Annotated in this window: 32 protein-coding genes; 14 read left to right on the top strand and 18 right to left on the bottom strand. The window is 63.0% G+C overall.

Annotated elements, in window-relative coordinates:
• Positions 1-7: 7 nt before the first annotated feature.
• From phnL to phnG, 6 genes are read right to left on the bottom strand one after another with little or no spacing between them, the layout of a single operon-like run.
• Positions 8-706 (bottom strand): phosphonate C-P lyase system protein PhnL, encoded by a 699-nt coding sequence (phnL, locus tag JQ600_RS23145; RefSeq protein WP_212390596.1) that lies wholly within the window; start codon positions 704-706, stop codon positions 8-10.
• A 9-nt stretch (positions 707-715) separates the two neighbouring features.
• Entirely contained in the window at positions 716-1,507 is a 792-nt protein-coding gene (gene phnK, locus JQ600_RS23140; protein WP_212262834.1) for a phosphonate C-P lyase system protein PhnK, read from the bottom strand.
• Positions 1,500-2,384 (bottom strand): alpha-D-ribose 1-methylphosphonate 5-phosphate C-P-lyase PhnJ, encoded by an 885-nt coding sequence (locus JQ600_RS23135; protein WP_212262833.1) that lies wholly within the window; start codon positions 2,382-2,384, stop codon positions 1,500-1,502. The genes phnK and JQ600_RS23135 overlap by 8 nt, the downstream gene beginning before the upstream one ends.
• Entirely contained in the window at positions 2,381-3,484 is a 1,104-nt protein-coding gene (locus tag JQ600_RS23130) for a carbon-phosphorus lyase complex subunit PhnI (RefSeq protein WP_212262832.1), read from the bottom strand. Before JQ600_RS23130 ends, JQ600_RS23135 begins: the two co-directional genes overlap by 4 nt.
• 2 nt (positions 3,485-3,486) lie before the next feature.
• A complete protein-coding gene (gene phnH / locus JQ600_RS23125) occupies positions 3,487-4,092 on the bottom strand; it encodes a phosphonate C-P lyase system protein PhnH (protein WP_212262831.1) in 606 nt (201 codons plus the stop codon).
• Positions 4,092-4,550 (bottom strand): phosphonate C-P lyase system protein PhnG, encoded by a 459-nt coding sequence (phnG, locus tag JQ600_RS23120; protein WP_212262830.1) that lies wholly within the window; start codon positions 4,548-4,550, stop codon positions 4,092-4,094. The genes phnH and phnG overlap by 1 nt, the downstream gene beginning before the upstream one ends.
• 119 nt (positions 4,551-4,669) lie before the next feature.
• Here phnG and phnF point away from each other — a divergent pair, with 119 nt between their 5' ends.
• Positions 4,670-5,398: a phosphonate metabolism transcriptional regulator PhnF gene (phnF, locus tag JQ600_RS23115; RefSeq protein ID WP_212262829.1), complete on the top strand. Its 729-nt coding sequence runs from the start codon at positions 4,670-4,672 to the stop codon at positions 5,396-5,398.
• A gap of 9 nt (positions 5,399-5,407) precedes the next feature.
• On the opposite strand, the gene phnE (JQ600_RS23110) is transcribed toward phnF, so the two are convergent.
• The 4 genes from phnE (JQ600_RS23110) to phnC all read right to left on the bottom strand — a co-directional run bounded on the left by phnE (JQ600_RS23110) (position 5,408) and on the right by phnC (position 9,050).
• Complete coding sequence (gene phnE / locus JQ600_RS23110; protein WP_212262828.1) at positions 5,408-6,256, bottom strand: phosphonate ABC transporter, permease protein PhnE; 849 nt, start codon at positions 6,254-6,256, stop codon at positions 5,408-5,410.
• Positions 6,253-7,137, bottom strand: a complete 885-nt coding sequence (phnE, locus tag JQ600_RS23105) for a phosphonate ABC transporter, permease protein PhnE (RefSeq protein ID WP_212390595.1) — start codon at positions 7,135-7,137, stop codon at positions 6,253-6,255. Before phnE (JQ600_RS23105) ends, phnE (JQ600_RS23110) begins: the two co-directional genes overlap by 4 nt.
• Positions 7,138-7,219: 82 nt before the next feature.
• Positions 7,220-8,158, bottom strand: coding sequence for a phosphonate ABC transporter substrate-binding protein (gene phnD / locus JQ600_RS23100; RefSeq protein WP_212262826.1), 939 nt, complete (start codon positions 8,156-8,158; stop codon positions 7,220-7,222).
• A 76-nt stretch (positions 8,159-8,234) separates the two neighbouring features.
• Positions 8,235-9,050 carry a phosphonate ABC transporter ATP-binding protein gene (gene phnC, locus JQ600_RS23095; protein WP_192736070.1) on the bottom strand — a complete coding sequence of 272 codons (816 nt, stop codon included), beginning with the start codon at positions 9,048-9,050 and terminating at the stop codon, positions 8,235-8,237.
• A gap of 198 nt (positions 9,051-9,248) precedes the next feature.
• Here phnC and JQ600_RS23090 point away from each other — a divergent pair, with 198 nt between their 5' ends.
• From JQ600_RS23090 to JQ600_RS23080, 3 genes are read left to right on the top strand one after another with little or no spacing between them, the layout of a single operon-like run.
• Entirely contained in the window at positions 9,249-9,917 is a 669-nt protein-coding gene (locus JQ600_RS23090) for a chloramphenicol acetyltransferase (protein ID WP_212390594.1), read from the top strand.
• Positions 9,914-11,107, top strand: a complete 1,194-nt coding sequence (locus JQ600_RS23085) for an alpha-D-ribose 1-methylphosphonate 5-triphosphate diphosphatase (protein WP_212490110.1) — start codon at positions 9,914-9,916, stop codon at positions 11,105-11,107. Before JQ600_RS23090 ends, JQ600_RS23085 begins: the two co-directional genes overlap by 4 nt.
• A 27-nt stretch (positions 11,108-11,134) precedes the next feature.
• Positions 11,135-11,842 (top strand): DUF1045 domain-containing protein, encoded by a 708-nt coding sequence (locus tag JQ600_RS23080; RefSeq protein WP_212390592.1) that lies wholly within the window; start codon positions 11,135-11,137, stop codon positions 11,840-11,842.
• A 22-nt stretch (positions 11,843-11,864) separates the two neighbouring features.
• Here JQ600_RS23080 and JQ600_RS23075 read toward each other — a convergent pair whose 3' ends face one another.
• Complete coding sequence (locus JQ600_RS23075) at positions 11,865-13,466, bottom strand: alkaline phosphatase (RefSeq protein WP_212390591.1); 1,602 nt, start codon at positions 13,464-13,466, stop codon at positions 11,865-11,867.
• A 426-nt stretch (positions 13,467-13,892) separates the two neighbouring features.
• On the opposite strand from JQ600_RS23075, the gene JQ600_RS23070 reads away from it, so the two are divergent.
• Together JQ600_RS23070 and JQ600_RS23065 are read left to right on the top strand one after the other, a co-directional pair.
• Positions 13,893-14,267: a hypothetical protein gene (locus JQ600_RS23070; RefSeq protein ID WP_212390590.1), complete on the top strand. Its 375-nt coding sequence runs from the start codon at positions 13,893-13,895 to the stop codon at positions 14,265-14,267.
• A gap of 452 nt (positions 14,268-14,719) precedes the next feature.
• Positions 14,720-14,902, top strand: coding sequence for a hypothetical protein (locus JQ600_RS23065; RefSeq protein WP_212262820.1), 183 nt, complete (start codon positions 14,720-14,722; stop codon positions 14,900-14,902).
• A 60-nt stretch (positions 14,903-14,962) separates the two neighbouring features.
• On the opposite strand, the gene JQ600_RS23060 is transcribed toward JQ600_RS23065, so the two are convergent.
• The gene (locus tag JQ600_RS23060) at positions 14,963-15,367 is read right to left on the bottom strand and encodes a hypothetical protein (RefSeq protein ID WP_212262819.1); all 405 of its coding nucleotides are present in this window, start codon (positions 15,365-15,367) and stop codon (positions 14,963-14,965) included.
• A gap of 149 nt (positions 15,368-15,516) precedes the next feature.
• On the opposite strand from JQ600_RS23060, the gene JQ600_RS23055 reads away from it, so the two are divergent.
• Complete coding sequence (locus JQ600_RS23055) at positions 15,517-15,759, top strand: hypothetical protein (RefSeq protein WP_212262989.1); 243 nt, start codon at positions 15,517-15,519, stop codon at positions 15,757-15,759.
• 21 nt (positions 15,760-15,780) lie between these two features.
• Here JQ600_RS23055 and JQ600_RS23050 read toward each other — a convergent pair whose 3' ends face one another.
• Positions 15,781-16,176, bottom strand: a complete 396-nt coding sequence (locus JQ600_RS23050; protein ID WP_212490109.1) for a DUF5413 family protein — start codon at positions 16,174-16,176, stop codon at positions 15,781-15,783.
• A 170-nt stretch (positions 16,177-16,346) separates the two neighbouring features.
• Here JQ600_RS23050 and JQ600_RS23045 point away from each other — a divergent pair, with 170 nt between their 5' ends.
• The 4 genes from JQ600_RS23045 (at position 16,347) to JQ600_RS23030 (ending at position 18,819) form a co-directional block, all read left to right on the top strand.
• Positions 16,347-16,985, top strand: a complete 639-nt coding sequence (locus JQ600_RS23045; protein ID WP_212390588.1) for a hypothetical protein — start codon at positions 16,347-16,349, stop codon at positions 16,983-16,985.
• Positions 16,986-17,133: 148 nt separating this feature from the next.
• Entirely contained in the window at positions 17,134-17,733 is a 600-nt protein-coding gene (locus JQ600_RS23040) for a formyltransferase family protein (RefSeq protein ID WP_192736080.1), read from the top strand.
• 227 nt (positions 17,734-17,960) lie between these two features.
• Complete coding sequence (locus JQ600_RS23035) at positions 17,961-18,317, top strand: hypothetical protein (protein WP_212037380.1); 357 nt, start codon at positions 17,961-17,963, stop codon at positions 18,315-18,317.
• Complete coding sequence (locus JQ600_RS23030) at positions 18,262-18,819, top strand: hypothetical protein (RefSeq protein ID WP_409363326.1); 558 nt, start codon at positions 18,262-18,264, stop codon at positions 18,817-18,819. Before JQ600_RS23035 ends, JQ600_RS23030 begins: the two co-directional genes overlap by 56 nt.
• Positions 18,820-18,907: 88 nt before the next feature.
• Here the strand turns inward: JQ600_RS23030 and JQ600_RS23025 are convergent, their stop codons facing one another.
• Complete coding sequence (locus tag JQ600_RS23025; protein WP_212262814.1) at positions 18,908-19,126, bottom strand: hypothetical protein; 219 nt, start codon at positions 19,124-19,126, stop codon at positions 18,908-18,910.
• 43 nt (positions 19,127-19,169) lie between these two features.
• A complete protein-coding gene (locus tag JQ600_RS23020) occupies positions 19,170-19,568 on the bottom strand; it encodes a RidA family protein (RefSeq protein ID WP_212262813.1) in 399 nt (132 codons plus the stop codon).
• Between the two features lie 171 nt (positions 19,569-19,739).
• On the opposite strand from JQ600_RS23020, the gene JQ600_RS23015 reads away from it, so the two are divergent.
• Positions 19,740-20,618, top strand: coding sequence for a DMT family transporter (locus JQ600_RS23015; RefSeq protein WP_212262812.1), 879 nt, complete (start codon positions 19,740-19,742; stop codon positions 20,616-20,618).
• A 198-nt stretch (positions 20,619-20,816) separates the two neighbouring features.
• Complete coding sequence (locus tag JQ600_RS23010; protein ID WP_212390587.1) at positions 20,817-22,223, top strand: caspase family protein; 1,407 nt, start codon at positions 20,817-20,819, stop codon at positions 22,221-22,223.
• A 71-nt stretch (positions 22,224-22,294) separates the two neighbouring features.
• Here the strand turns inward: JQ600_RS23010 and JQ600_RS23005 are convergent, their stop codons facing one another.
• From JQ600_RS23005 to cysK, 3 genes are read right to left on the bottom strand one after another with little or no spacing between them, the layout of a single operon-like run.
• Positions 22,295-22,657: a hypothetical protein gene (locus tag JQ600_RS23005; protein WP_249136032.1), complete on the bottom strand. Its 363-nt coding sequence runs from the start codon at positions 22,655-22,657 to the stop codon at positions 22,295-22,297.
• 22 nt (positions 22,658-22,679) lie between these two features.
• Positions 22,680-22,919: a BrnA antitoxin family protein gene (locus JQ600_RS23000; protein ID WP_192736086.1), complete on the bottom strand. Its 240-nt coding sequence runs from the start codon at positions 22,917-22,919 to the stop codon at positions 22,680-22,682.
• A gap of 2 nt (positions 22,920-22,921) precedes the next feature.
• Positions 22,922-23,899: a cysteine synthase A gene (gene cysK, locus JQ600_RS22995; RefSeq protein WP_192736087.1), complete on the bottom strand. Its 978-nt coding sequence runs from the start codon at positions 23,897-23,899 to the stop codon at positions 22,922-22,924.
• Positions 23,900-24,130: 231 nt separating this feature from the next.
• On the opposite strand from cysK, the gene JQ600_RS22990 reads away from it, so the two are divergent.
• The gene (locus JQ600_RS22990) at positions 24,131-24,343 is read left to right on the top strand and encodes a hypothetical protein (protein ID WP_192736088.1); all 213 of its coding nucleotides are present in this window, start codon (positions 24,131-24,133) and stop codon (positions 24,341-24,343) included.

Below are 24,343 nucleotides of genomic sequence, written 5' to 3'. Positions count from 1 at the left end.
CTCTTCCCTATGCCGCCGAGGCAAACGACGTCACATCGACGATCCGGTCCGCGATCAGATGGCGTATCTCGTCGTCATGGACGATCGCGACCATCGCCACCCCCTGATGTTTCTTCTGATCGATCAATTCGACCACGACGGCGCGATTGGCGGCGTCGAGTGACGCAGTCGGCTCGTCCAAGAGCAGGATCGGCAGATCGGAAATGAAGCCGCGCGCGATATTGACGCGCTGCTGCTCGCCGCCCGAGAACGTCGAAGGCGGCAACGCCCACAGCCGCTCAGGAATGTTGAGGCGGCGCAACAGCGTGCCGGCCTGCGCGCGCGCCTCTGCGCGGACGATCCCGTTCACGATCAGGGGCTCGGCCACCACGTCGATGGTCGCCACCCGCGGCACCGCCCGCAAGAACTGGCTGACATAGCCGATGGTGGAACGGCGCACGCTGAGCACCTGACGCGGTTCGGCGATGGCGAGATCGATCACGGTGCCCTGGTGGCGGATGCCGATCCGCCCGCCATCGCAGCGATAATTCCCGAAGATCATCTTCAGGATCGAGGATTTGCCGGCGCCCGACGGTCCCGACAGCACCACGCATTCGCCTGATACAACGTGGAACGAGACCCCGCGCACGACGGGTAGTTCGACCCCGCCCTGCAGATGCATGGTGAAGGTTTTTTCGGCGTTGGTGATGTCGATCATCGCATTCATTGGCCTAACTCATGCCGGCAAAATCGAGGAGACGAGCAACTGGGTGTAGGGTTCGCGGGGATCGTCGAGCACCTGATCGGTCAACCCGGTTTCGATGACCCGGCCGCCCTTCATCACCATGACGCGGTGCGAGAGCAGCCGTGCCACCGCCAGGTCATGTGTGACGACGATGGCCGCGAGACCCAATTCGCTGACGAGGTTGCGCATCAGATCAAGCAGCCGCGCCTGCACCGACACGTCGAGGCCGCCGGTCGGCTCGTCCATGAACACCAGCCGCGGCTCGGTGACGAGATTGCGGGCGATCTGCAACCGCTGCCGCATGCCGCCGGAATAGGTCCGCGGCGCATCGTCGATGCGGTCGGTGTCGATCTCGACGCGCTCCAGCCAGGATGATGCGGTGTCGCGGATGCGGCCGTAGTGATTCCAGCCCACCGCCATCAGCCGCTCGCCGACATTGGCCCCCGCCGAGACCGCCATCCGCAGGCCCTGCGCCGGGTCCTGATGCACAAAGCCCCAATCGGTGCGGAACAGGAAGCGCCGCTCGGCCTCGCCCAACGCGGAGAGATCGCGCAGCACACCGTCGCGCATCCGGTACGAGACGCTGCCCGCGGTCGGCGCCAGTTGCGCCGACAGCAGTTGTAAGAGCGTCGACTTGCCCGACCCGGACTCGCCGACCACGGCCAGCACCTCGCCGGGATAGAGCGCAAAGGACACGTCGCGGCAGGCAATCAGCCGGCCATAGGTCTTGCCGAGGTTTTCGGCAACCAGCAGCGGTTGATCGTCGAGAGTTTGCTCAGCCATGCGCCCTCTCCTTGTGCGGTGCCGCGCTTTCGCTGCCGCGATGACCGGTCAACTGGCGGCTCTCGCAGTAATCGGTATCGGAACAGACGAACATCCGGCCGCCCTTGTCGTCGGTGACGATTTCATCGAGATAGGAATCGCCGGCGCCGCACAGCGCGCAGGGCGCGTCGAAACGGTAGCGCGTGAAGGGATGATCCTCGAAATCGAGCGAGACCACCGTGGTATGCGGCGGGATCGCGTAGATCCGCTTCTCGCGGCCGGCGCCGAACAATTGCAGCGCCGGGCAGTTGTCCATCTTCGGATTGTCGAATTTCGGCGTCGGCGACGGGTCCATTACGTAACGCGCGTTCACCTTCACCGGATAGGCGTAGGAAGTCGCAATATGACCGAAGCGCGCGATGTCCTCGTAGAGCTTGACGTGCATCAGGCCGTATTCGCCGAGCGCATGCATGCGCCGGGTTTCGGTCTCGCGCGGCTCGAGGAACCGCAGCGGCTCGGGGATCGGCACCTGATAGACCAACACCTGCCCGCCATGCAGCGGCGCTTCGGGAATCCGGTGCCTTGTCTGGATCACAGTGGCGTCAGCCGTAGCGGTCGTGGTCGCAACGCCTGCGGTCTTGCCGAAGAACTTTCGGATCGAGATCGCGTTCGTGGTGTCGTCGGATCCCTGGTCGATCACCTTCAGCACGTCGTCGGGCCCGAGAATCGCCGCGGTCACCTGCACGCCGCCGGTACCCCAGCCATAGGGCATCGGCATCTCGCGGCTGGCAAACGGCACCTGATAGCCGGGGATCGCGATCGCTTTCAGGATCGCGCGGCGGATCATCCGTTTGGTCTGTTCGTCGAGATAGGCGAAATTATACCTCGGCGCGTTCATTCCGCAGCCTCCTGCATCGGCGGCGCTTCCGTGGCCTCGGCGAACTCCTTGCGCAATTTGCGCAGCAGGCCGAGTTCGGACTGGAAGTCCACGTAGTGCGGCAGCTTGAGATGTTCGACAAAACCGGTCGCCTGGACATTATCCGAATGCGACATCACGAACTCTTCGTCCTGGGCCGGCGCGATCACTTCCTCGCCGAGTTCGCGGGCGCGCAGCGTGCGGTCGACAAGCGCCATCGACATGGTCTTGCGCTCGCTCTGCCCGAACGCCAGCCCATAGCCGCGCGTGAAACACGGCGCTTCGGTGGCCGAGCCCTTGAACTGATTGACCATCTGGCATTCGGTCATCGCGATCGCGCCGAGCGGCACGGCGAAGCCTACGTCCTCGGCCATGAATTCGATCTCGACTTCGCCGAAGCGGATTTCGCCGGCAAACGGATGGTTGCGGCCGTAACCGCGCTGCGAGGAATAGCCAAGCGCCAGCAGAAAGCCTTCGTCGGCGCGCGCCAGGTTCTGCAGGCGCAGGTCGCGGTCCGCCGGGAAGCTGAGCGGCTCGCGCGTGAGGTCGCCGACCGGCGTCTCCGCATCTGCCTTAGGCGACGGCTCGATCAGGCCGTCCCGGCCGAGAATGTCGGTCACGCGAGGCGTCGCCGCGAGCGACGCTTCGCTCGTCTCCGGCGTTTCCGGAGAAAACCCCTCGGCAAGCTGAGGATCCAGCAAACGATGGGTATAATCGAAAGTCGGCCCGAGGATTTGCCCGCCGGGAATGTCCTTGAAGGTCGAGGAAATCCGCCGCCGCACCTGCATCGCGCCGGTATCGACCGGCTCGGTAGCGCCGAAGCGCGGCAGGGTGGCGCGGAACGCGCGGACCAGGAAGATCGCCTCGATCATGTCGCCGCGCGCCTGCTTGATCGCGAGCGACGCGAGTTCGCGGTCGTACAACGAGCCCTCGGTCATGACCCGGTCGACGCCGAGCGACAACTGCTCGGATATCTGGGACAGCGAAACCTCGGGAACGTCACGGTCGCCGCGCCGCTCATGCGCCAGCAGGCGATGGGCGTTCTCGATGGCGCGTTCGCCTCCCTTGACGGCAACGTACATGTCTAGCCTCCCCTCGCGAACCGCGTGGTGCGCGGTATCGCGACAATTGCATCGTCATGGACCAGCACGACATCGATGCCGCGCGGAAACAGAGGCACATTGACGGCAAGCCGTTCGAACAAATCATGGGGCTGGATCGCGGCCTGCAGGATCGCTGTGCCGTCGATGCCGGGGCCGCGCAGTTCGAGGGCGGGCCCCTGCGACAGGCTGTCGACCTGCAGGATCAACGTCGTCGAACGATCCGGGTATTCATTGCTGCCGAACGCAAAACGATCGAGCGCCGGAAGCTCGCGGGGACTACCGATCAGGGCAAAGCTGCTGATCGAGGAATCCGCGATCACAGGCGCGCTGGTGTGGAACTTGAGCCATTTGGCGACATCGGATGCTTCCGACATCCGGCTGTCGAGCCAGATCGGCGTATCATGGTCGAACAGGGTCAGCGCAATAGCCGCGGTGCCGCGCATCATCGCGGCGGGCGTGCCGGCGACGGCCGCAATGCGCTGCACGCTGCCGGGACGCGCCATCGCATCCATCACCGAGCGGAAGGTCGATTGCGCTGACAGCACCTTGTCGGCAAATCCTGCGGGCAGTTCGGCAACCGTCGTCATCAACCCTCTCCCCGCACCAAGGTGTAGAAATCGACCCGCGTCGCCGCAGCCTCGGTCGCCTTGCGGTTCCGCGTGGCGGTCATTGCCGCGCACAGTGGCGCGATCACCTTTGTCTCGATGAGGCCGGCGAATTCATCCGATTGCACCATGGCGTCGCACAGCGCGATCATCCGCGCTTTCTCGCGGTCGCGGCCGAGCGTGTAGCCGAATCCGACCTGGCCGGTCGAAAGCCGCACCGCCGCACGCGATACCGTGGCTTCGCCGAGGTTGAAGGCAGAGCCGTCGCCGCCGATACGGCCGCGCACCATCACGAGGCCGTTCTCCGGCTCGCGCAGATTCTCGTGATCAGGCAGCGTGATCGCCGCCAGACGGCCGGATATCTCTGATGGATCGGAATGCGCCAGCACCGCCATGACTGCCTTGCGCTGCGCCTGCTTGTCGTTCTCGGTTGCCGTCATATCCACCTTGCCGGAATCAAGTTGTCTATGCTAATAGACAACTTCATAACCAAACGCCATGACTGTTTGGTGACAACAGGGTTGTTTTTTCGGATGACCGTCCCGGATATATTCACACCATGAGCATGCAGGATGCGGCCACCGGTGTGGCGTTGTGGCGGCAGGTCGCCGACGGGATCGAACGCGCCATTGCGGAGGGCCGCTTCGCCGCGGGCGAAAAGCTGCCGGGTGAAATGGAGATCGCCGAAACCTATCGCGTCAACCGCCATACCGTGCGCCGGGCGCTGGCGACGCTCGCCGAACGCGGGCTGGTGCGCGCCGAGCGCGGCAGCGGCACTTATGTCGAGACCCAGCGCCTCGCCTATCCCTTGCGCTCGCGGACGCGGTTTTCCGAGATCGTAGGCGCCGGCGGCCATGAACCGCGCGGCCAGTTGATCGAAGCGTCCGACGATGTCGCGACACGTGAACTGGCGCGGGAACTCGGGCTGAAGACGGGCGCACCCTTGGTCCGGATCGAGGCGCTGCGGCTGGCCGACCGGACACCGATCTGCGTCAGCACCTCATGGCTTTCCGCCGAGCGCTTCCCTGACGCGGGACAGGTCTTCGCCAGCGTGCGCTCGATGACCAAGCTGGTCGCACATTACGGCATCCGCGATTACCGCAGGTGGTCCACCCGGATCACCGCCGCCATAGCCGACGCCAGCGACGCCGCACGGCTCGATCTCGCGCTCGGCCGCCCGGTGCTGGTGGTCGACAGCACCGACGTCGATCCCGACGGCCAGCCGATCGTAACCAAGCGCTCGCGCTTCGCCGCCGAGCGCGTCGAGTTCATCGTCGAAAGCGATTAGATCGCTGGATCAGACCACCGCGCGCTGGCCGATGATCGCAAACCGCAGCTTGCCTGAAATCCAGTCGATCGCCGCCACCGCGACCAGGATCATCAGGATCAGGAATGAGACTTTCTGCCATTCCAGCACCCGGATCTGCTCGGCCAGCTGCAATCCAATGCCGCCGGCGCCGACGATCCCGATGATCGTAGCCGAGCGGGTGTTCGATTCGATGAAATAGAGCACCTGCCCTGCGATGACGGGCAGCACCTGCGGCATCAGCCCAAACCGTATTTCGTGCAGCGCATTGCCGCCGGAGGCCCGGATGCCCTCGACCTGCTTCCGGTCGGCGGCCTCGATCGCTTCGGAGAACAATTTGCCGAACGCGCCGAAATCCGCCACCGCAATGGCCAGCACGCCCGCGAACGGCCCAAGGCCGACGACGTTGATCCAGACCAGCGCCCAGATCAGCGTGTCGACGCCGCGGATCGAATCGAGAAAGCGGCGAACCGGGAACCGGAAGATACCCGACGGAACGATGTTCTTTGCCGCCAGCAGACTGACCGGCAGCGCGAGCAACGCGGCAAGCGTGGTGCCGAGCAGCGCGATCGACAGGGTTTCACCGAGCGCAACGAGATAGACCGGGAGCGAACTGCCGGGATCGGGCGGGATCATCATCATCGTGATCCAGCCGAGCTGGCTCAGCCCCGCCAGCATCCGCGCCGGCGAAAACTCCAGCTCGACCAGCCCGAACACGAAGATCCCGAACGCAGCCAGCAGCATCGCGGGGATCGCGAGACGGGAGGAAACCGGCCGGTCAAAGACCTCGGGATAGCGGCCGCGCAAATCCCCGGAGTCAGGCGCAGGCAACCGTGTCATGCCCGCGCCTCCCTGCCAAACAGCCGCCCGCGCGCCCATCCGGTACCGATATCGATCAGGAACACGGTGACAATGATCATCAGCAGGATCGCGCTGACGTCGGAATAAAAGAATTTCCTGACGGCAACGACGAGTTCCTGGCCGATGCCGCCGGCGCCGACGAAACCCATCACCGAAGCGCCGCGCACGTTGATCTCAAAGCGCAGCAACGTGTAGCTGGCAAAACCCGCCGCGACCTGCGGCACGACGGCGAAGCGTATGCACGATATCCAGCTCGCGCCGGTCGATCGGACCCCCTCGACCGGCTTCATGTCGATGTTCTCGACGATTTCGGAATACAATTTGCCGAGCGCACCGACCGAATGGATCATGATAGCAAGAACCCCGGCCATCGGCCCGAGACCGAACGCGATCACGAAGATCAGCGCAAACACGATGTCCGGAACGGTACGGCAGAACTCCATCAGGCGGCGAACCGTAAATCGCAGCCATGGCGCCGGCGAGGTATTTTCAGCGGCCAGAAAATTGAGCGCAAAAGCGAGGATCGCCCCGGCCAGGGTACCGACGTAGCTGATCAGGACGGTCTCGCCGAGCAGCGCCAGCCATTTTTTCCAGCCCCAGAACCACTCGCCGATATCGGCCCAGACCCGCGTGCCGCTCTCCAGCGTGCCGATGCGGTCGAAGTAGCTGACGAAATTTCCGATCTTGTTGACGAAAATTACCGGATTAACCTCGGCCCCGATCCCGGCGATGACGAGAACCGCGAAGAATACCGCCGTTGCCAGCGTCATCCGCAGCCGCTTGCGCGCCACCGCCGCACGATAAGCGTCGTTGAGCACCGCGAGTTGCTGGGCTGGAAGGATGGATACGGCTGATGTCATGGAAGGCTGCTGTGCCGGTTATGTCCTGAACGGAAAAAGGCCGGGTCGCATGGACCCGGCCTGGTCTCGCTCCGCCGATCGATCAGGACGCCTTCTTCTTGCGAAGATTGTCCACGAACTTGATCAGGTCGATCATGCCGTCCCAATCCTTTGTCGTGGCGGGATTGAATGCCTTTTTCTGGCCGTCGGAAAGACGGTCGAAGGCGGCCTTGTCCTTGGCCGGTGCATCCGCAAACGCCTTGGCGATGGCGGCCTTCAGGCCGTCCGGAAGGTCCGAATTATAAGCATAAGGCCCATTGAGAATGGGCGCAGACTTATGGACGATCCGGAAATCATCCTTCTTCATCACTGTGCCGTCGGCGTTCTTTAGCATGCCCTTGGTCAGCATCTGGGCCAGCGTGGAGTCGTTGTCGGTGGTCCATTGATTGGCGGCGACTTCGACGGTGCCCTGCGTGAGCGCCAGTATGGCGTTCTCATGACTGCCGCTGAACACGACTTTGCCAAAATACGTGTCGGCATCGGAGATGCCCAGCTTGTCGAGCTCGAAGCGCGGCACGTTGTTGCCCGACGTCGAATTCGGATCGACCAAAGCGAGATTCTTGCCCTTCAGCTGGTCGAGGTTCTTGTACGGGCTCGACGCCTTGACGAAGAACACCGAGTAATAACCCGTAGAGCCATCGGCATTGATGTCGTTAGCGAACGCGTCGGTCTTGACGCCGGTCATCCGCGCGCGCGCGAACGACGCCGAGCCGTAGCTGGCGATATGGATGTTGCCGGAGCGCTGGCCTTCGATGACGGCGGCGTAGTCGTTGGCAATGCGCAGCGTGACCTTCACGCCGAGCTCTTTGGATAGATAGGCGACGAACGGTGCCCAGCGTTCGGTCACGCCCGAGGCGTTTTCCGCCGGCACGACGGCGAAGGTCAGTTCCGGATATTTGCCCTTCCAGTCCTGCGCAGAGGCGGCGGAGGCCGAAAACGCCAGCGCGGCTGCGCCGGCCAGAACGATACGACGATTGATCATGGTGTGCCCTCTTGTTGTGTTGATTTTTTCGGCCGTTTGCAGGTTTGCAATCGGCCGCCCTGTTACAGAAGAACGCTCAGGCCGCCGCCGCAGTGCCCAGCTCAGGGACGGCAGCACCACCAGGCGCATGTGCGGGTGCAGCGCCCATGACGTCGTTGGCTTCGAGATCGTAAAGCTCGCGCGCGATGAGATCCGTCAGCGTCGCCGGCGCCCCATCGAACACGATGCGGCCCGCGGACATGCCGATCAGGCGGTCGCAATAGGTCCGCGCCAGGTCGAGCGAATGCAGATTGCAGATCACGGTGATGCCGAAATGCTTGTTGATGCGCAGCAGCGCATCCATCACGATCCGCGTGTTGCGTGGATCGAGCGAAGCGATCGGCTCATCGGCGAGAATGATATCCGGCTCCTGCACCAGCGCACGCGCGATCGCGACCCGCTGCTGTTGACCTCCGGAAAGCTGGTCGGCGCGCTGGGCTGCAAGCGAAGCCATGTCGAACTGCTCGAGCGCCGACATCGCTAGCGCCTTGTCCCGTTCGGGCCAGGTTTGCGTCAGCGAACGCCAGGACGGTATTTCGGCGAGCCGCCCCATCAGCACATTGGTCAGCACGTCGAGCCGGCCGACCAGATTGAACTGCTGAAAGATCATCGCCGAGCGGGCGCGCCATTGCCGCAAATCCTTGCCGCGCAGCGCGGTGACGTCGACGCCTTCGAACAGGATGCGGCCTTCGGAAGGCTCAGCGAGGCGATTGATCATCCGCAGCAGCGTCGACTTGCCGGCACCGGAGCGGCCAATCACGCCGACAAAGCTACCGGGCGCGATTGAGAATGACGCATCATCCACTGCGGCTTTTGTGCCGAAACGGCACGTCAAACCTTCCACCACCAGCATGCAATGCTCCAGAATCCCGACCGTGGACCATCGCTAACGATTGGATTTTACAGTTGTGTGACAACCGCGACACGGTGCAGCGACCGTCCACACCCGCGAACACCCGCGACATCAGTCATGCAACCGTCACGAAGATGTCATCATGCCCGTTGATGAGGTGCCATCGTGACACCATCTTTGTCGCGGAGAGACGCCCGTATGGCCGGCAAAATGCTTTCAGTCGACCCGACCGTCGATCCCACGGCGAAATTGCACGACACCCGGCTCGGTGCCTATTGCGAAGTCGGCGCGCGCACGATCCTGCATGAAGTGTCGATGGACGACTATTCCTACGTCGTCAACGACGCCCAGATCACCTACACTTCCATCGGCAAATTCTGCTCGATCGCGGCGATGACCCGGATCAACCCCGGCAACCACCCGATGCACCGCGCGACGCAGGCGCACTTCACGTACCGGGCCAGCGCCTATTTTCCCGGCGAGAGCGACGACGCCGGGTTCTTCGAATGGCGGCGCGCGCACCACATCCATATCGGCCATGACGTCTGGATCGGGCATGGCGCGATCATCCTGCCCGGCCGCAACGTCGGCACCGGCGCGGTGATCGCCGCCGGCGCGATCGTGACCAAGGACGTCCCGGCCTACACCATCGTCGGCGGCAATCCGGCGCGGCCGATCAAACGGCGGTTCTCGGAAGATGTCGCCGGTCGGCTCGCCGAGCTTGGCTGGTGGAATTGGGACCATGAGACGCTGCGCCGCGCCCTACCCGATTTCCGCAAGCTCACGGTCGAGGATTTTCTGGCAAAATACGAAGCAGGCGCGGGCTCCGTCCGCGCGCAGATCAGGCATCAGGGTGCAGCATCGTGACTGACATTTTCATCGAAGGCGGCCGAGCCCTGCTCGGCCACGAAATCCACGAGACCTCGCTGCGGATCGCAGGCCGTGACATCAGCGCCATCGGCGCCGACCAGGGCCGCGCTTCGCCGGGCATCGACGCCGGCGGCTTGCTGGTGCTGCCGGGGATCGTCGATCTTCATGGCGATGCGTTTGAACGGCAGATGATGCCGCGCCCGGGCGTCGATTTCCCGATCGACGTCGCCCTTGGTGACAGCGACCGGCAGGCGATCAGCAACGGGATCACCACAGTCTACCACGGCACGACCTGGTCGTGGGAGCCGGGCCTGCGCTCGGGCGACAACGCAAGGCGGTTGCTGGAAGCAATCGAGTCGATGCGGCCGCAGCTTTCGGCCGACACCCGCTTCCATCTGCGCCACGAGACCTACAATCTCGACGCCGAATCCGAGATCAGCGAATGGTTGTCGGACGGGCGCATCGACCTGTTCGCATTCAACGACCACATGGATGGGACGGTCGCCAACCTCGACAAGCCGCAAAAGCGCAGCCGCATGGTCGAACGCACCGGGCTTTCGAACGAGGCGTTCGATTTGCTGGTGACGAGCGTCGTTGGCCGCGCGCACGAGGTGCCGGCCTCAATCGCCCGGCTGGCGAAAGCGGCGCGTGACGCCAATGTACGCATGCTGTCGCATGACGACGAAAGCCCCGAGATGCGGAAGGCGTTTCGGGCGCAGGGCGTCGGCATCGCCGAGTTTCCGGTCAACGAGGAAACCGCGCGCGAGGCGGCAGAGGCCGGCGACTTCATCGTGTTCGGCGCGCCCAATGTCGTCCGCGGCGGCAGCCACACCGGCTGGACCAAGGCGTCCGACATGATCGCCAAGGGTTTATGCTCGGTGCTGGCGTCGGACTATTATTATCCGGCGCAGCTATTGGCAGCGTTCCGTCTCGCTGCCGATGGCGTGCTGCCGCTGGCACAAGCCTGGCAGCTGATATCGTCGGCCCCCGCCCGGGCCGCCGGCCTCACCGATCGCGGCGTTCTTGCCACCGGCCAGCGTGCCGACATCATCTTCGTTGATGACAAGCTGCCGTTGCGGCCGCGTGTCGTCGCCGTCATGGCCGCGGGACGCCTGGTGCATCTGACGGAAGCTGGCCGCCTGCGCAACTCGACCCTCGCTCCGCGCAAGGCGATTACAGCCGCCTGACACGCCTCTATCCTGTATCCTGTGCCAATGTCGAATTATCCGCGTTACGCGATCTACTACGCCCCGGTGCAGGCCAGCGACCTCAATCGCTTCGGCGCGCAAATGCTTGGCTATGACGCCTTTGGCGGCGAAGACCTGCCGTTTCCGGAAGACGTCGCCAGCGCTGCGCCGGATTGGCGCAACCTGACGGCCGATCCCCGCAAATACGGCTTTCACGCCACGCTGAAGGCGCCCTTCTCGCTGGCACAAGGAAGGACTGAAGCCGAACTCCTCGCGGCGTGTGCCGCCTTCGCCGCAACGCCCCGGGCGATTCCGGTCATCAGGCCGGTGGTCGGCTCCATCAGTGGCTTCATTGCGGTAATCCCGGCTGATCCGCCGGCGGAATTGATCCGCCTTGCGGCCGATTGCGTCAGCGAATTCGATGCGTTCCGCACGCCGCTCACCGAAGCGGACCGTGCGCGCCGCAATCCTTCCCGGCTGACATCGGCGCAGCGCGCCCATCTCGACAGCTGGGGCTATCCCTACGTGATGGAAGAGTTTCGTTTCCACATGACGCTGACCGGCCGGCTCGACGCAAGCCGCCTGGAGACCGTTCTGGCGATGCTGAGAAACAGTTTTTCCACGCTCGGCCTCGAGACCCTCGCGATCGACAGGCTTGCGCTATTCCGTCAGGACAGCGCGGATTCCCGCTTCCGGATCGCCAGGCAGTACGTCCTCCTGCCAGGCCAGAGTTAGACGCATCCACATTGCTGCTGCGTCAGATGTGTTGAGACAGCACTTGCTTCTGCCGTCCATCCGGCCGCGGGTCGATATCCACCGACCATAGATCCCGATTGTCGACATCCTTCAAGGTTACCGTCATGACCTCCGATCGGCCATCGATATCGACCCGGCCGAAGAACTGCAGTCCGAAACATGGCGCGAGGTTTTCGCCCTGCTCCGCGCTGCAGCCTTTTTGGAACGCCACGGCCGGTCCGAACGTATTATCCAGCTGGGCGGGCGCCCAGGTCCCCGCATGCAGTGGCCCGGAGACGAACTCCCAGAACGGCTCGAAATCCTGGAATACCGCGCGGTTCGGATCGTAGCGATGCGCGGCCGTATAGTGCATGTCGGCCGTCAGCCACACTGTGTTGCTGACACCCATGCGCTTCATGAAGGACAGCAGATCGGCAATCTCGCATTCGCGCCGCTCCGGCGGCCCATCGCCAAGCGCAATCGCATCCTCGCTGATCAATCCGATCGGCATGTCGGCGGCGATGACCTTCCAGGTCGCATCGGAGGCCGTGAGTTCACGCTTCAGCCAGGCCAGTTGCGCCGGGCCGAGAATGCAGGTGTCGCTGCGGTCGTCGCGATTATTCCCGGTCGAATCGCGATAGCTGCGCATGTCGATCAGAAAGACGTCGAGCAGCGGCCCATAGGCGACCTTGCGATAGATCCGCCCCGCCTGCCCAGCCAGGTTGCGGATCGGCATGAATTCATGAAACGCGCGGGCCGCCCGCGCCACCAGGTGGGAGCTGCCGTCTTCGGCGTAGCCGGTCTCGTCAGCGGTGCCGATCGGCGCCCAGTCATTGGTGACTTCATGATCGTCCCACTGCGCGAGCATCGGCACTTGCGCGTTGAAGGCGCGCAGATTTTCGTCGAGCAAATTGTATTTGTAGTTGGCGCGATATTGCGCGAGGCTGTGGGCAACGACGGATTTGTCTTCGGTGACGATGTTCCGCCACAAGCCTCCGCCCGGCAGCTTCAATTCGGCTTCGATCGGACAGTCGGCGTAGATGTGATCGCCGGAATGGATGAAAAAGTCCGGGCGATTTTCGAGCATGGTTTTGTAAGTCCGCATGCCGCCGCGGGCGGGATCGATGCCCCAGCCCTGGCCGGCAGTATCGCCCGACCAGACAAACGATACCGCGTGTCGTGCCACCGGCGCGGTGCGGAAATGGCCGACCTGCGCCTCACCCGAAATCCTGGACTCGCCGATATCAGCGAAACGCACCCGATAGAAAATATCATGCCCGCGCGGAAGGCCCTCGAGCAAAAGCTTCGAGGTGAAGTCATGCTCGGGCAGCGCTTCCGACGATGCGACGCGAAGGATGGACTTGAAGCTCTCGTCGATCGAGCACTCCACCTGCATGCGCGCGGCCCGATCGGCCCTTGCCCATATCACCGCGGAATCGGCCGAGACGTCGCCCGACGCGATCCCGCTGGCGATGTGCGGACGATCCGCGGCGCGGCTGAGATAAGGTTTGGCAACGCTTCCCAATGCTGCGACCGCAGCGGTGGATGCAGTCCGAACCAGCAATTGACGTCTGGTCAAGCCCTGTCCAGTCAGGTCTTGCTTCGCGCGTATTCCAATCGGCATTGAAGGCGCCCTCGTCGAATCGCGACGAAGGGTGCCCGTCCAAATTGACCGCAGCCCGAAGGTTTTGCGACAGTCGGATGAACCCGCGCGGAAGCTGCAGAATGAAAGTGTTCGCAATCTCAGCGGTGAAAAGATCGCCGTCGGTTGCTGAGCGGATATGCGGATGTGTGGGTGAGGTAGACGAGGCCCGGAGTGCCTAGGAGTCCGGGCCTCGTGAGCCTCCAGTGGAAAGGCGTTCACTGTGATGAGTGAATGCCCTGCCCCCCGCTGTTAGCGACGCCGTTATAGATTGCGAAGCCGTGTGCCGCTAACCCGGACGAATACGGATGTCCAGATTACGATCATCGTGCGCTGCGTGAGAGGACCGCGAACGCAAAGGTTGCTAAACGCGTCGCCGCACGCCTTGTGCCGCCAGGAGCATTTCAAATGAAAACGATTTTATCCGCGTTGATTGTGCTTGGACTATCGCTCGCCGCCGCGCCCGCCTTAGGGGCTGACAACCGCAACGTCTCGGTCATCAACGAGACCGGCTATGCGATCAAGTTTTTGGGTTTCAATTCGCCCGATGACGGCCTCGACGAATGGGAGAACGAACTCGACAAGACCCTGAAGAACCAGGACACCGCTTACGTTGAATTCGATGAGGACGAGGACGAGGACGGCTGCGTCTGGAACATCAAGGTGGATTGGGCGAATTACGATGAATCGGTGCTCTGGAAGAACGTCAACCTGTGCAAATTCAACGTGCTCAGGCTGCGCTACGATTCCGGGACCAAGACGACGTCATTCATCGCGGAGTGATCGATTGGTCGAGTGATGCCGCCAAGATCGCGCGCAAAGATCGCGCGTTGGCGCAGCGTGCACGAAACGCAGGCAGCACTGCTTACAAAATCGTCTTGCCCGGAACTGTTCGATAGGGCTGATTTCACGCGGGTCCTTGGCGCGACACCTGGGCAACCCCCAGCCTCGCACCATCTTTCCCATTCGCCCCCGCCGATCCTCACAGGCCGGCGGGGGTTTCATTCTTGGAATCGCTGGAATCCGCACCGGTCGGCAACAATACCGAACCCGCCTGGGCCAGCCCCTACGATCCGCAATCAAGCCTGCGAATCGGATATTTTGGAAGAGAATCGGCCATAACGCGTTGAACGTTCCTCCCGCTCTCAATCGGAGCAGCGCACGCCATGAACCGAAACATGCATTGCTCGCATTTTCTTTGGAATAATGGGCCGCGCGCGGTGTTCCGGGCTCCGATGCTGCAATTTGTCATCTTCAAGCGCCGCCGGAACTTTTGCTGGCAAGTGCGCGATCAGAGCGGGAAAATGATTGCAGGCGGACGGGAGAAAACCCGGCCCGCCGCGCGCTACCACGCGTATCGCGCCTTGTTCCTTGTGCTTTCCACCGGCTGGAAGGCGAGCGATCTGCAACCGCATTAGGCAGGGCTCCGGCGCGACGCATGGCCTTGTCCCAAGGCCGCGTCCCGTGGCAACGCGCCGCTAGCAGCCCCGACAGATCCCGGTGAACGTGCTGGTCTCAACCCGGCCGCGCGGGCGCACGGGTGGCCTTTTTGACCTTCCCTGGCGTGGAACGGTGATCCGTTGTGACGCGCCCGCATAGGGTGGCACGACCACGCGCGAACCCGAGGGCGACGCGTTGACCGAACCGTAGCTGGGAGACGGCGCAGGACTGTTGGTGCCGGGTGGCGGGATCCGGGAGGCATTTCCGATGCCGCTGGGGTCGCCGACCACGCTGGGATTGGCCGGACCGTAAGGTATGCCGCTGATCGCAGAATTGCCCGCTCCGGCCGAGCCGGCGGGCGGCGGAAACTGCGCGAACGCGCTGCCGGGCACGATCAGGCTGACCAGCATTGCGAAGCCAACAAGCGCCGAATGGCCGGACATTGAATCTCCAGGGGGGAAAGCTGCGGACCCAACGTTTATGTGGGGCGCTCGTTCCGGGGGTAAAGGTCGCGCCCGTCATTTACCGGAGTAGGCATCTGTAAACGAATCAGACCTAACTTGGCGGCGATCACATCCGGAGATTCGGCGGCATGAACCAGCCCGTAATCCTTGATAATGATATCCGCGCCCTGCAGGAATGGCTGCGCTCGGCCTGGCAGCAGCTGGCCGATCCCTCCCTCACCGCCTTTACGCGCCGCGAACTGCGCAATCAGATGAAGCAATGCAGCGCCGACCTGCGAACCCAGCTTCAATTGGTGGCGACGCGTCAGTCACAGCCGGTCAAGGGCCAGCCCCGCACCCCCGGTAGGCCGGAGCTTCGTATCCTGACTTGACCCTTGGAGATTCCTTGGGGATCACGCGCCAACCGGCTGTCTGCGCTCCATCGCCAGCCACGAACACACCGCAGCCGGCACCGCGCCGACAACACCGAGCAGCACCACGGATGGTTCGTGGATGAATCCCATCCGGAATGCGCCAACCAGCGGCACGTAACTGACGAAGTACGCAAACAAGGCCGTCAGCGCGATCCGGTACGGCATCTCGCGTTTCACCAGCACATGGTCGAACCACGCGGTCAGCAGCGCTGGAATCAGACCGACCAAATAGACCGTCGGCAGCATCACGACTTGTGCAAGGTCGAACGTGCTCGGACCGCCGGCAACCCAGTTGGCGATCTGGAGCATCACCCAGCACGCGACGATGAACCCGAGCGGCGGCGCAACCGCGGCAAAAATCACAAAGCGTTTCATGTGGCACGTTCCTTATGAGATCTCGTGCAGCCTGATGGCCTGCTTTGATTTGCGAACGTATCGCCGCGTCGTTTCTCCCGATGTGACCGCTCTCACGCTGGTCGGTGCGCCGTCGCGGGCCTATGATCGGACGCGCGGATTGCAAGGCGAAGTCGGCCAGGAAGCTGCCAATGACGAGAGTGACGATTTTCTCGGCGGCCTTGTGCGCGCTGCTCGCGACGTCGGCATCGGCCCAAAATCCGGCCCCCACCGCGTTCAAGGTGATCTCGCCGATCTTCGGTCAACTCGTCACCTTTTCGTTGCCGACCAGTTTCGCCACGGTGTTCGAGAACACCAAAGGGACGAACTATGTCCGCGAGGCCGTGCTGAAGGGCGAGACGGTCAAGAGCTGGACCCAGATGATCACGGTGACCGGCGCCAAGGGGGCCGCCGGCAACGCCGGGGTTTCGCCGGAGCGCTTTGCGGGCTCGATGGTCGGTGGCTTCAAGTCGGCCTGTCCCGACACCTTCGCAGCGCAAGGATTTGGCGCGACCAAATTCGGCGATCAAGATGCGTATGTCGCAGTGGCAAGCTGCGGCCGGGTCGAAACCAGCGCCGACAAACACAGCGAAACCACGCTCATCATCACCGTCAAAGGCAGCGCCGATTACTACACGGTGCAATGGGCCGAACGCGCGCCGGCGACTGGGCGAAGCGCAATTGACGAGACCAAATGGCTGGCGCGGTTGCGCCAATTGCAGCCGATTCGTGTCTGTCCGATCGTGCCCGGCGAGCCCGCGCCCTACCCGAGCTGCGCCGGCAGGAACTAACTGCGGCGTCGGCACGCCGACTTGCCCGGCGCGCCCTTTCATTGATAACCCTGACTGTTGATAACCCGGACTCGCCGACCCCGGCGGCGAGTCTGACGGCTTTGGTGTGCTATCCGCATATCGGCCTGACTAACGACGGACGGAACATATGCGGATCACCCTCGTCGGCTCCCGCCATTTCGGCGTGACGACCTTCACCATGCTGCGCGAACACGGCGTCGAAATCGCGAGGATAGTCGTCCACGATAACGAAGACCGGCTGGCGGCCGCAGCGAGGGCCGCTGGCGTCGAGGTCGTCGTGCAGGCCGACGCCAGATTCGTCACCGCGGCGGAAATCGCCCCTGACAGCGACCTGATCGTGACCGCCCACAGCCACGCCCGCATCACCCGCGAGGCACTGGCCGTCGCCAAGCTCGGCGGTATCGGCTATCACCCCTCGCTGCTGCCCCGGCACCGCGGCATCGCCGCGGTCGAATGGACCATCAAGGAAGGCGATCCGATCGCCGGCGGCACCATCTATCACCTCGCCGACCGGATGGACGCCGGCGCGATCGCGGCGCAGGAGTGGGTTTTCGTCAAGAAAGGCGAGACCGCACGCGAGCTCTGGGAGCGCGCGCTGGCTCCCCTGGGCCAAAAGCTGCTCGGCGAAGTCATCGATTACGCCAGGATCCACAAGACCCTGCCCGCCCGGCCCCAGGACGAGCAATTCGCCACCCTCGCGCCAAAGCTTTCCGACGCCAAGCACTGACCGAACGAGGAAACCCATCCGTTTCAGCCAGTTAAGCATCCCGGACCCGAATCATGACCCGAATCGAAGCCCATTTCGCGCATTTATTCGTTCCGAGGCCGGAACGGGATTCACCTTGATGTGTTTGAATTGTTAGGAACTTTCTGCGTTATTGCGGCGCAACAAAGTTTGAACACATTGTGACCGGATAACGCGCTCATCACACACACCTTTCGGGGATTTGATCCATGCGTTCCAACCGCATCAGCAAGCTGTTTTTGACTTCGTTTCTTGCCACCGCTGCCTTCGCGGCCGCTCCCGCCGCCGCCCAGCAGCCCTATGACGGGCTTTGGCAGGTTACCGTCGTCACCAAAACCGGCAGTTGCGATGCGCGCACCGCCTCAACCGTCACTGTCAGCGACGGCAAGGTAACGGGCTCCGGCGCTCCGGTTTCCGGCACCGTCAGTTCCGGGGGACTTGTGCGAGTCTCGATCAATGGTGCATATGCGAACGGTCAACTCAGTGGCAACTCCGGATCGGGGAAATGGAATGGGGCATCAGCTGGTGTACCGTGTAGCGGTCGATGGGAAGCGTCCCGTCAGTAAGACAAGCCGAACATCAGAATTCTTCGCCTATCCGCGGCGGCTGACAATTGCAGCCGTCGCGTTTTTCATGACTTCGCTTGCAGTACCAGCAAGTTACGCCCAGTCCTCCGGGCCTTACGCCGGCATGGCCGGCAAGTGGGCGGGCGGCGGCACCGTCACGCTGGACGACGGATCCAACGAACGCATCCGTTGCCGCGCGGTCTATGACGTTGCGGGCGTCAAGATGGACATGAGCCTCACCTGCGCGAGCGACGCCTATAGGTTCAATCTGACGGCCAACGTGGTCGACCAGGGCGGCGCGATTGTCGGGCAGTGGAGCGAAACCAGCCGCGGCATTACCGGCAGCCTGCAGGGCCGCGGCGGCGGCGGCAACTTCCAGGTCACGGCCGTCACCGTCGGTTTCAACGCCAACATCGCGCTCAAGACAGCCGGCAACAAGCAGTCCGTCAGCATCCGGGCCGACAGCCAGTTCCGCGCCGCCAACATTTCGCTTTCGAAGTAAAGCCGCAGCGGTCCGCCCGTCCTGTCGCAAATACCAAATCGCCCGCTGAAGAGCGGGCGATTTTCGTTAGGAGCGGTATTTGCGGTTACTAGCCGGTTTTGGGCTTCTCCAGCCTCGCAGCAGTCTCCTTGATGGTCTTTGCGATCAGCAGGGCCTGTTCCTTGTTGAAGGCAAAATCCTGCACCCCGTTATGGGTCGTAAGCGACAGCACCATGATGTCGGGTTGGGCTTCAGGCCAGCCGGTTGCGAAGGCCGTCACGAAACTCGCTGAAGTCGATCGGGCTTCTGAAGTCGAGCGGTTGGTCATGGTCTATGTTTCCTGTGTTGTTCGAGCGCGCCTTAAGTCCGATTCAAGACTTGGGCACGTAAGCGGTGACTTCGAGTTCGACCTTGGCCCTGACATCGACCAGTCCGTCGATGTAGAGCAGCGTCGATGGCGGGAAGTTGCGACCAAGCGTTTCCTTCCAGGCCGCGCCGATCCCGGCGCCCGCCGCCTCATATTCGCTGCGGCTGGTCAGATACCAGGTCAGGCGAACGATGTGTTCGGGACCAGCCCCTGCCTCGCCAAGCAGTTTGATGATCCGCTTCAGCGCCGTGCCGACCTGGGCGGCCATGTCGGGCTGATAGTCGCCCTTCTCGTCGCCGCCGGTCTGGCCGGCCAGCACGATCCATTTGCCGGGACCATCGACCTCGACACCATGTGAAAAGCCGCGGGGTTTCGACCATTCGGCCGGTTGTAGGATACGCATGGATAAGTCCTCCTGAGACGGGCCGATCCTTAGCACCGATCCCGCACTGCCTCCCAGAGCGAAATTGGCGCCCGCGCATCGCTGCGTCCGCAGATTTGCACGTTGCAAATCGCCGAGCGCTCGCCGATACCCGCCTGCCCCTCTAAGTCAGCCCAACTCAGCCGCTAGCGCATGGACCGCACACCTTCCAAATCACTGGCTGCACTGTGGATGTCGGGCTGGCTCGCCTTGATGCTGATCGTGGTGGTCGCCGGCCGCGAAGGCATGCGCGAGCTGAACGTGTTCCAGCTGATGGAGATGCGCACGATCATCGGCTTCTTCCTGCTGTATCCGATGATCCGCGCCAATGGCGGATTTGCCATCCTGAAAACCGCGCGGCTGCACATGCACATCTCGCGCAACCTCATTCACTACGGCGCGCAGCTCGGCTGGTTTTTCGCGCTGACGCTGATTCCGATCGGTCAGGTGGTGGCGATCGAATTCACGATGCCGATCTGGACCGCGATCCTGGCCGCGATGTTTCTCGGCGAGCGGATGACGGTCTGGAAGGTCGCGGCCATCGTGCTCGGCATCGTCGGCGTCATTGTCATCGTTCGCCCGGCGACCGGCGAGGTCAATCCCGGACAATTGATTGCGCTGGCGGCCGCGGTCGGCTTCGGCATCTCGATCGCGATGGTCAAATCGCTGACCCGGACCGAACATTCGGTCGCGATCATTTTCTGGATGCTGGCGATACAATCTGTGGCCGGGTTTTTTCCCGCGCTCTACGTCTGGACGTGGCCGCCGGCTAACGCCTGGGGCTGGGTCGTCGTGATCGCTTTCTGCGGCACGTTCTCCCACTACTGCATGGCACGCGCGTTGCTGCATGCCGATGCGACGGTGGTGATCCCGATGGATTTCCTGCGGGTTCCCTTAACCGCCACCGCGGGCTGGCTGATCTATGCGGAGCGGCTCGACCTGTTCACCGTGCTCGGCGCCATCCTGATCCTGGCCGGCAATCTGCTGAACTTGCGCGCGACCAATCCGGTTCCCGCGCGGGCAGCAACCTGAATTCGGATTTTACCCACCAAATTGTGATCTGGATCGCACGAGGTCTCGGGTAGATTCAATAGCTTAACGGCGAATCGCACGGCTTCAGGGACTTGGGCAAGCTCCCCATTTTTCTGGCGCGGTGTGATTTTTTTCGTGTAACCTGCGGCCAATGTTGCCGCCGAAATCTTTTTCGATTCTGCCAGGGGGATTTTTCTGATGCGCTTCCCAACCCTCGTCCTTTCCCTGATCTGCATGGTCTTCACCGCCGGCGCCGCCAGTGCCGAAAGGCGGGTTGCCTTCGTGGTCGGGAACGGCACCTACAAGAACGTCGCCGCGTTGCCCAATCCGTCGATCGACGCGAAGGCGATGGCAGCCGCCTTGCGCAACGTCGGTTTTGAAGTGGTGGAAGGCTCCAACCTGACCCGCGACAAGATGACGGAAAAGCTGCTCGATTTCGGCAAGAAGGCGCAGGGCGCCGACGTGGCAGTGTTCTTCTACGCCGGCCACGGCATCGCCATCGGCGGCACCAATTATCTGCTGCCGATCGACGCCGACATCAAATCGGAAATGGACGTCAAGCTCGGCGCAGCCATCAATATCGATCTCACGCTCGACCAGACCATGAGCGACGCCAAGGTCAAGCTGGTGCTGCTCGATGCCTGCCGCGACAATCCGTTCGCCGCCAAGATCAAGTCCAACGCGCCGTCCACCCGCAGCGTGTCGGTGCAGACTGGCCTTGCCGAAATGAAATCCGGCGAAGGCACGCTGATCGCGTTTGCGACCGGCCCCGGCCAGACCGCGCTTGACGGCAAGGAAGGCGGCAATAGCCCGTTCACCCGCGCGCTGCTCGCCAACCTCACCCAGCCCGGCGTCGAGCTTCAGCAGGCGATGACCAAGGTCCGCGCGCAGGTCCAGGAGGAAACCAACAAGGGTCAATTGCCCTGGGGCAACACCAATCTGACCGGTGCGGTTTACCTCAACGGTGCGCCCGCGCCTGCCGCGCCCGGAACCACGCCGGCGGTGGTCGCCGCCGCACCGGGCAGCGACGTCGAACTCGAGTTCTGGCGCTCGATCAAGGACTCCAACAAGGCGGAAGAGCTCAACGCCTACGTGTCGAGCTATCCCAACGGTCAGTTCAAATCGCTGGCGCTGGCACGGATCGCCTCCCTGGAGAGCAAACCGGACAACGCCACGCGCAACCTGACCACCGGCATCGATCCGGCGACGTTCAAGGACGAAGCGAACCAGACCACCGAGGATCAGATTGGCCTCGACAAGGGCCAGCGCCGCGACGTCCAGCGCCGCCTGAACGGTCTCGGCTTCGACACCAAAATGTCCGGCACCTTCGATGCACCGACCCGGGCCGTGATCACGCGCTGGCAGGCCGCCCGCGGCTACCCCAAGAGCGGCTACCTCAACAGGCTGCAGCACAAGGCCCTGTTGACCGAGATCGTGGCGGCGCCGCCGACCGCAAGTTCCAGCGACGAGGAAAAGCCGCGCCGCCGCGCCAATAGTGGCGGTGGTCAACCGCAGCCGCAGCGTCAACACAGCGGTGGCGGCGGCCCCGATCCGGCGGGTGCCGGCCGTTTCATCGGCGGCGTCATGGGCGGCATGCTTCGCTAGGGAATAGCGTTTTCGAGCGAAAGCCCTACGCACAATCGACAGCAAAAAGCCCGGGATCATCCCGGGCTTTTTCATTCGGAACTGGGGTTGGACAGCCCCAAGCAGTCCGCGTTGCCTCCGGTCAGTTTGACGAATTTGTCGCCGCCCGACGTCAGCCGGCACATCTCCACTTCCTTGCCCGAGGGCACCGACTTGGCACAGGTGATCTGCGGATTGTTGTCGTATTTGGTGGTCGAGAATCTACACGTGACGATGCAGGAAGCGTCGCTGGCGAGCGGGTTCGTCATCGCGATGCTGGCGATCTCCTCGCCCGGCAGGATCGTGCAGGTGAACGGCGCCTGATCCGCCCTCGCCGGATCGGCGAGGCAGCCGCCGATCGCCAATCCGAAGCAGCTCAGGACAACCAGCCGGAAGCGGGCGAGGACAGGACGCATTCGCGCGTATCTGTTTCGAGGGCTATTTGCCGGCGGCCTTGCGCAACGCCGCGTTGATCCGGTCCTGCCAGCCGGCGCCGCCTTCCTGGAAATATTCGAGCACATCCTGGTCGATGCGCAGCGACACCAGTTCCTTCACGCCGGGAAGCGCCGTCGGCTTCGGTGGTGCCTCCACCACCTTGGTGGTGGTGCGCTTGAACGCCGCCTCGGCTTCGCTGCGGGCGTCGTTCAGGGTCCTCGGCCGTCTCGGCTGGTCCGCCATCGCTAAATTCCTTCAAACAATACGGTCGACAGATAACGTTCGGAGAATGACGGCACAATGGCGAGGATGGTCTTGCCGGCGGCCTCCGGCCGCTTGCCGATCTCAAGTGCCGCGGCGATCGCCGCGCCCGAGGAGATGCCGCCCGGAATGCCTTCGTTGCGGGCCAGCGCGCGCGACATCTCGATCGCGGTCGCCGAGTTGATCTTGACGATCTCGTCGATCACGGAACGATCCAGAATGTCCGGAATGAAGCCGGCGCCGATGCCCTGGATCTTGTGCGGCGTATGCTGTCCGCCCGACAACACCGGGCTTTCCTCGGGCTCGACGGCGATCACTCGCAGCGAAGGCTTGCGCGGCTTCAGCACCTGGCCGACGCCGGTGATGGTGCCGCCGGTGCCGACGCCAGCGACAAAGAAATCGATATTGCCGCCGGTGTCGTTCCAGATTTCCTCCGCGGTGGTGCGGCGGTGAATTTCGGGATTGGCGAGGTTCTTGAACTGCTGTGGCATCACGGCGTTCGGCGTCGTGCGCACCAGCTCTTCGGCGGTCGCGATCGAGCCTTTCATGCCCTGCGCCGCCGGCGTCAGCACGATCTCGGCGCCGAGGAAGGCCAGCATCTTGCGCCGCTCGATCGACATCGATTCCGGCATTACGAGTTTCAACCGGTAGCCGCGTGAGGCCGCTACGAAGGCCAGCGCAATGCCGGTATTGCCCGAGGTCGGCTCGATCAGCACGGTGTCGGCGTTGATCACGCCGGCCTTCTCCATCGCGATCACCATCGCCGCGCCGATGCGGTCTTTGACGCTTGCCGCCGGGTTGAAATATTCAAGTTTAGCTAAAATGGTAGCGCTGACACCGTGGGCTTGCGGCAGTTTGCGCAAGCGGACGATCGGCGTGTCGCCGACGGCATCGACGATGCTGTCGAACACCCTGCCCCGTCCGGGACGGTGCACTGCACCCGTGGCTGACGATGCCTCCATCACAACGCTCCTATAGTGATAATATGCCCGGAATTCGGGGCTCTCTTACTTAGGAGGTGGCCGAGCTGATGCGCAAGTCCGAAACGTCAGAGTCAAAATTCGCTGCATCGCAAAATCGAAAGTTCGCCGATAACGTCGTTCCAACGCATTTGTGTTGCGACAACGTCAAATAAATCGGTTTATACTTTCGTCGTGAGTTGAGCTTCCGCTTCAGATCGCAAGGAGGTCACGATGCCAGCAGTTGCTGAAGTCCTGTCCGTCGCATCTAGGCCCGACCCGCGTGGCTGTGATTTACCGACCTGCCCGGTATGTGCGGACTCCATGGTGGCCGCGGAAGCTTCCGCCTACATGTATGACAACGTCATCGGTTATCTCTGGACCTGCGATACCTGCGGTTACGGCTTCGTGACCAAGCATTCGATCCGGAGGTTCGCCTGTAACTGA

This window comes from Bradyrhizobium sp. AUGA SZCCT0176, from assembly GCF_018130145.1.
Taxonomy (GTDB): Bacteria; Pseudomonadota; Alphaproteobacteria; order Rhizobiales; family Xanthobacteraceae; genus Bradyrhizobium.
The sequence above is the reverse complement of the archived record's forward strand: the minus strand, read 5'-3'. Positions and strand labels throughout refer to the sequence as shown.

What these genes read in the sequence shown, in the direction of transcription:
- phnF (WP_212262829.1), top strand. Translation starts at nt 4,670, where the DNA reads ATGAGCATGCAGGATGCGGCCACCGGTGTGGCGTTGTGGCGGCAGGTC.
- cysK (WP_192736087.1), bottom strand. Translation starts at nt 23,899, where the DNA reads ATGGAGGCATCGTCAGCCACGGGTGCAGTGCACCGTCCCGGACGGGGC.
- phnD (WP_212262826.1), bottom strand. Translation starts at nt 8,158, where the DNA reads ATGATCAATCGTCGTATCGTTCTGGCCGGCGCAGCCGCGCTGGCGTTT.
- JQ600_RS23010 (WP_212390587.1), top strand. Translation starts at nt 20,817, where the DNA reads ATGCGCTTCCCAACCCTCGTCCTTTCCCTGATCTGCATGGTCTTCACC.
- phnE (WP_212390595.1), bottom strand. Translation starts at nt 7,137, where the DNA reads ATGACATCAGCCGTATCCATCCTTCCAGCCCAGCAACTCGCGGTGCTC.
- JQ600_RS23135 (WP_212262833.1), bottom strand. Translation starts at nt 2,384, where the DNA reads ATGAACGCGCCGAGGTATAATTTCGCCTATCTCGACGAACAGACCAAA.
- JQ600_RS23055 (WP_212262989.1), top strand. Translation starts at nt 15,517, where the DNA reads ATGAACCAGCCCGTAATCCTTGATAATGATATCCGCGCCCTGCAGGAA.
- JQ600_RS23070 (WP_212390590.1), top strand. Translation starts at nt 13,893, where the DNA reads ATGAAAACGATTTTATCCGCGTTGATTGTGCTTGGACTATCGCTCGCC.
- JQ600_RS23060 (WP_212262819.1), bottom strand. Translation starts at nt 15,367, where the DNA reads ATGTCCGGCCATTCGGCGCTTGTTGGCTTCGCAATGCTGGTCAGCCTG.
- JQ600_RS23020 (WP_212262813.1), bottom strand. Translation starts at nt 19,568, where the DNA reads ATGCGTATCCTACAACCGGCCGAATGGTCGAAACCCCGCGGCTTTTCA.
- phnC (WP_192736070.1), bottom strand. Translation starts at nt 9,050, where the DNA reads ATGCTGGTGGTGGAAGGTTTGACGTGCCGTTTCGGCACAAAAGCCGCA.
- JQ600_RS23025 (WP_212262814.1), bottom strand. Translation starts at nt 19,126, where the DNA reads ATGACCAACCGCTCGACTTCAGAAGCCCGATCGACTTCAGCGAGTTTC.
- phnH (WP_212262831.1), bottom strand. Translation starts at nt 4,092, where the DNA reads ATGACGACGGTTGCCGAACTGCCCGCAGGATTTGCCGACAAGGTGCTG.
- JQ600_RS23090 (WP_212390594.1), top strand. Translation starts at nt 9,249, where the DNA reads ATGGCCGGCAAAATGCTTTCAGTCGACCCGACCGTCGATCCCACGGCG.
- JQ600_RS23030 (WP_409363326.1), top strand. Translation starts at nt 18,262, where the DNA reads ATGGGGCATCAGCTGGTGTACCGTGTAGCGGTCGATGGGAAGCGTCCC.
- phnL (WP_212390596.1), bottom strand. Translation starts at nt 706, where the DNA reads ATGAATGCGATGATCGACATCACCAACGCCGAAAAAACCTTCACCATG.
- JQ600_RS23035 (WP_212037380.1), top strand. Translation starts at nt 17,961, where the DNA reads ATGCGTTCCAACCGCATCAGCAAGCTGTTTTTGACTTCGTTTCTTGCC.
- phnG (WP_212262830.1), bottom strand. Translation starts at nt 4,550, where the DNA reads ATGACGGCAACCGAGAACGACAAGCAGGCGCAGCGCAAGGCAGTCATG.
- JQ600_RS23005 (WP_249136032.1), bottom strand. Translation starts at nt 22,657, where the DNA reads ATGCGTCCTGTCCTCGCCCGCTTCCGGCTGGTTGTCCTGAGCTGCTTC.
- phnE (WP_212262828.1), bottom strand. Translation starts at nt 6,256, where the DNA reads ATGACACGGTTGCCTGCGCCTGACTCCGGGGATTTGCGCGGCCGCTAT.
- JQ600_RS23065 (WP_212262820.1), top strand. Translation starts at nt 14,720, where the DNA reads ATGCTGCAATTTGTCATCTTCAAGCGCCGCCGGAACTTTTGCTGGCAA.
- JQ600_RS23130 (WP_212262832.1), bottom strand. Translation starts at nt 3,484, where the DNA reads ATGTACGTTGCCGTCAAGGGAGGCGAACGCGCCATCGAGAACGCCCAT.
- phnK (WP_212262834.1), bottom strand. Translation starts at nt 1,507, where the DNA reads ATGGCTGAGCAAACTCTCGACGATCAACCGCTGCTGGTTGCCGAAAAC.
- JQ600_RS23045 (WP_212390588.1), top strand. Translation starts at nt 16,347, where the DNA reads ATGACGAGAGTGACGATTTTCTCGGCGGCCTTGTGCGCGCTGCTCGCG.
- JQ600_RS23040 (WP_192736080.1), top strand. Translation starts at nt 17,134, where the DNA reads ATGCGGATCACCCTCGTCGGCTCCCGCCATTTCGGCGTGACGACCTTC.
- JQ600_RS23050 (WP_212490109.1), bottom strand. Translation starts at nt 16,176, where the DNA reads ATGAAACGCTTTGTGATTTTTGCCGCGGTTGCGCCGCCGCTCGGGTTC.
- JQ600_RS22990 (WP_192736088.1), top strand. Translation starts at nt 24,131, where the DNA reads ATGCCAGCAGTTGCTGAAGTCCTGTCCGTCGCATCTAGGCCCGACCCG.
- JQ600_RS23015 (WP_212262812.1), top strand. Translation starts at nt 19,740, where the DNA reads ATGGACCGCACACCTTCCAAATCACTGGCTGCACTGTGGATGTCGGGC.
- JQ600_RS23000 (WP_192736086.1), bottom strand. Translation starts at nt 22,919, where the DNA reads ATGGCGGACCAGCCGAGACGGCCGAGGACCCTGAACGACGCCCGCAGC.
- JQ600_RS23075 (WP_212390591.1), bottom strand. Translation starts at nt 13,466, where the DNA reads ATGCCGATTGGAATACGCGCGAAGCAAGACCTGACTGGACAGGGCTTG.
- JQ600_RS23080 (WP_212390592.1), top strand. Translation starts at nt 11,135, where the DNA reads ATGTCGAATTATCCGCGTTACGCGATCTACTACGCCCCGGTGCAGGCC.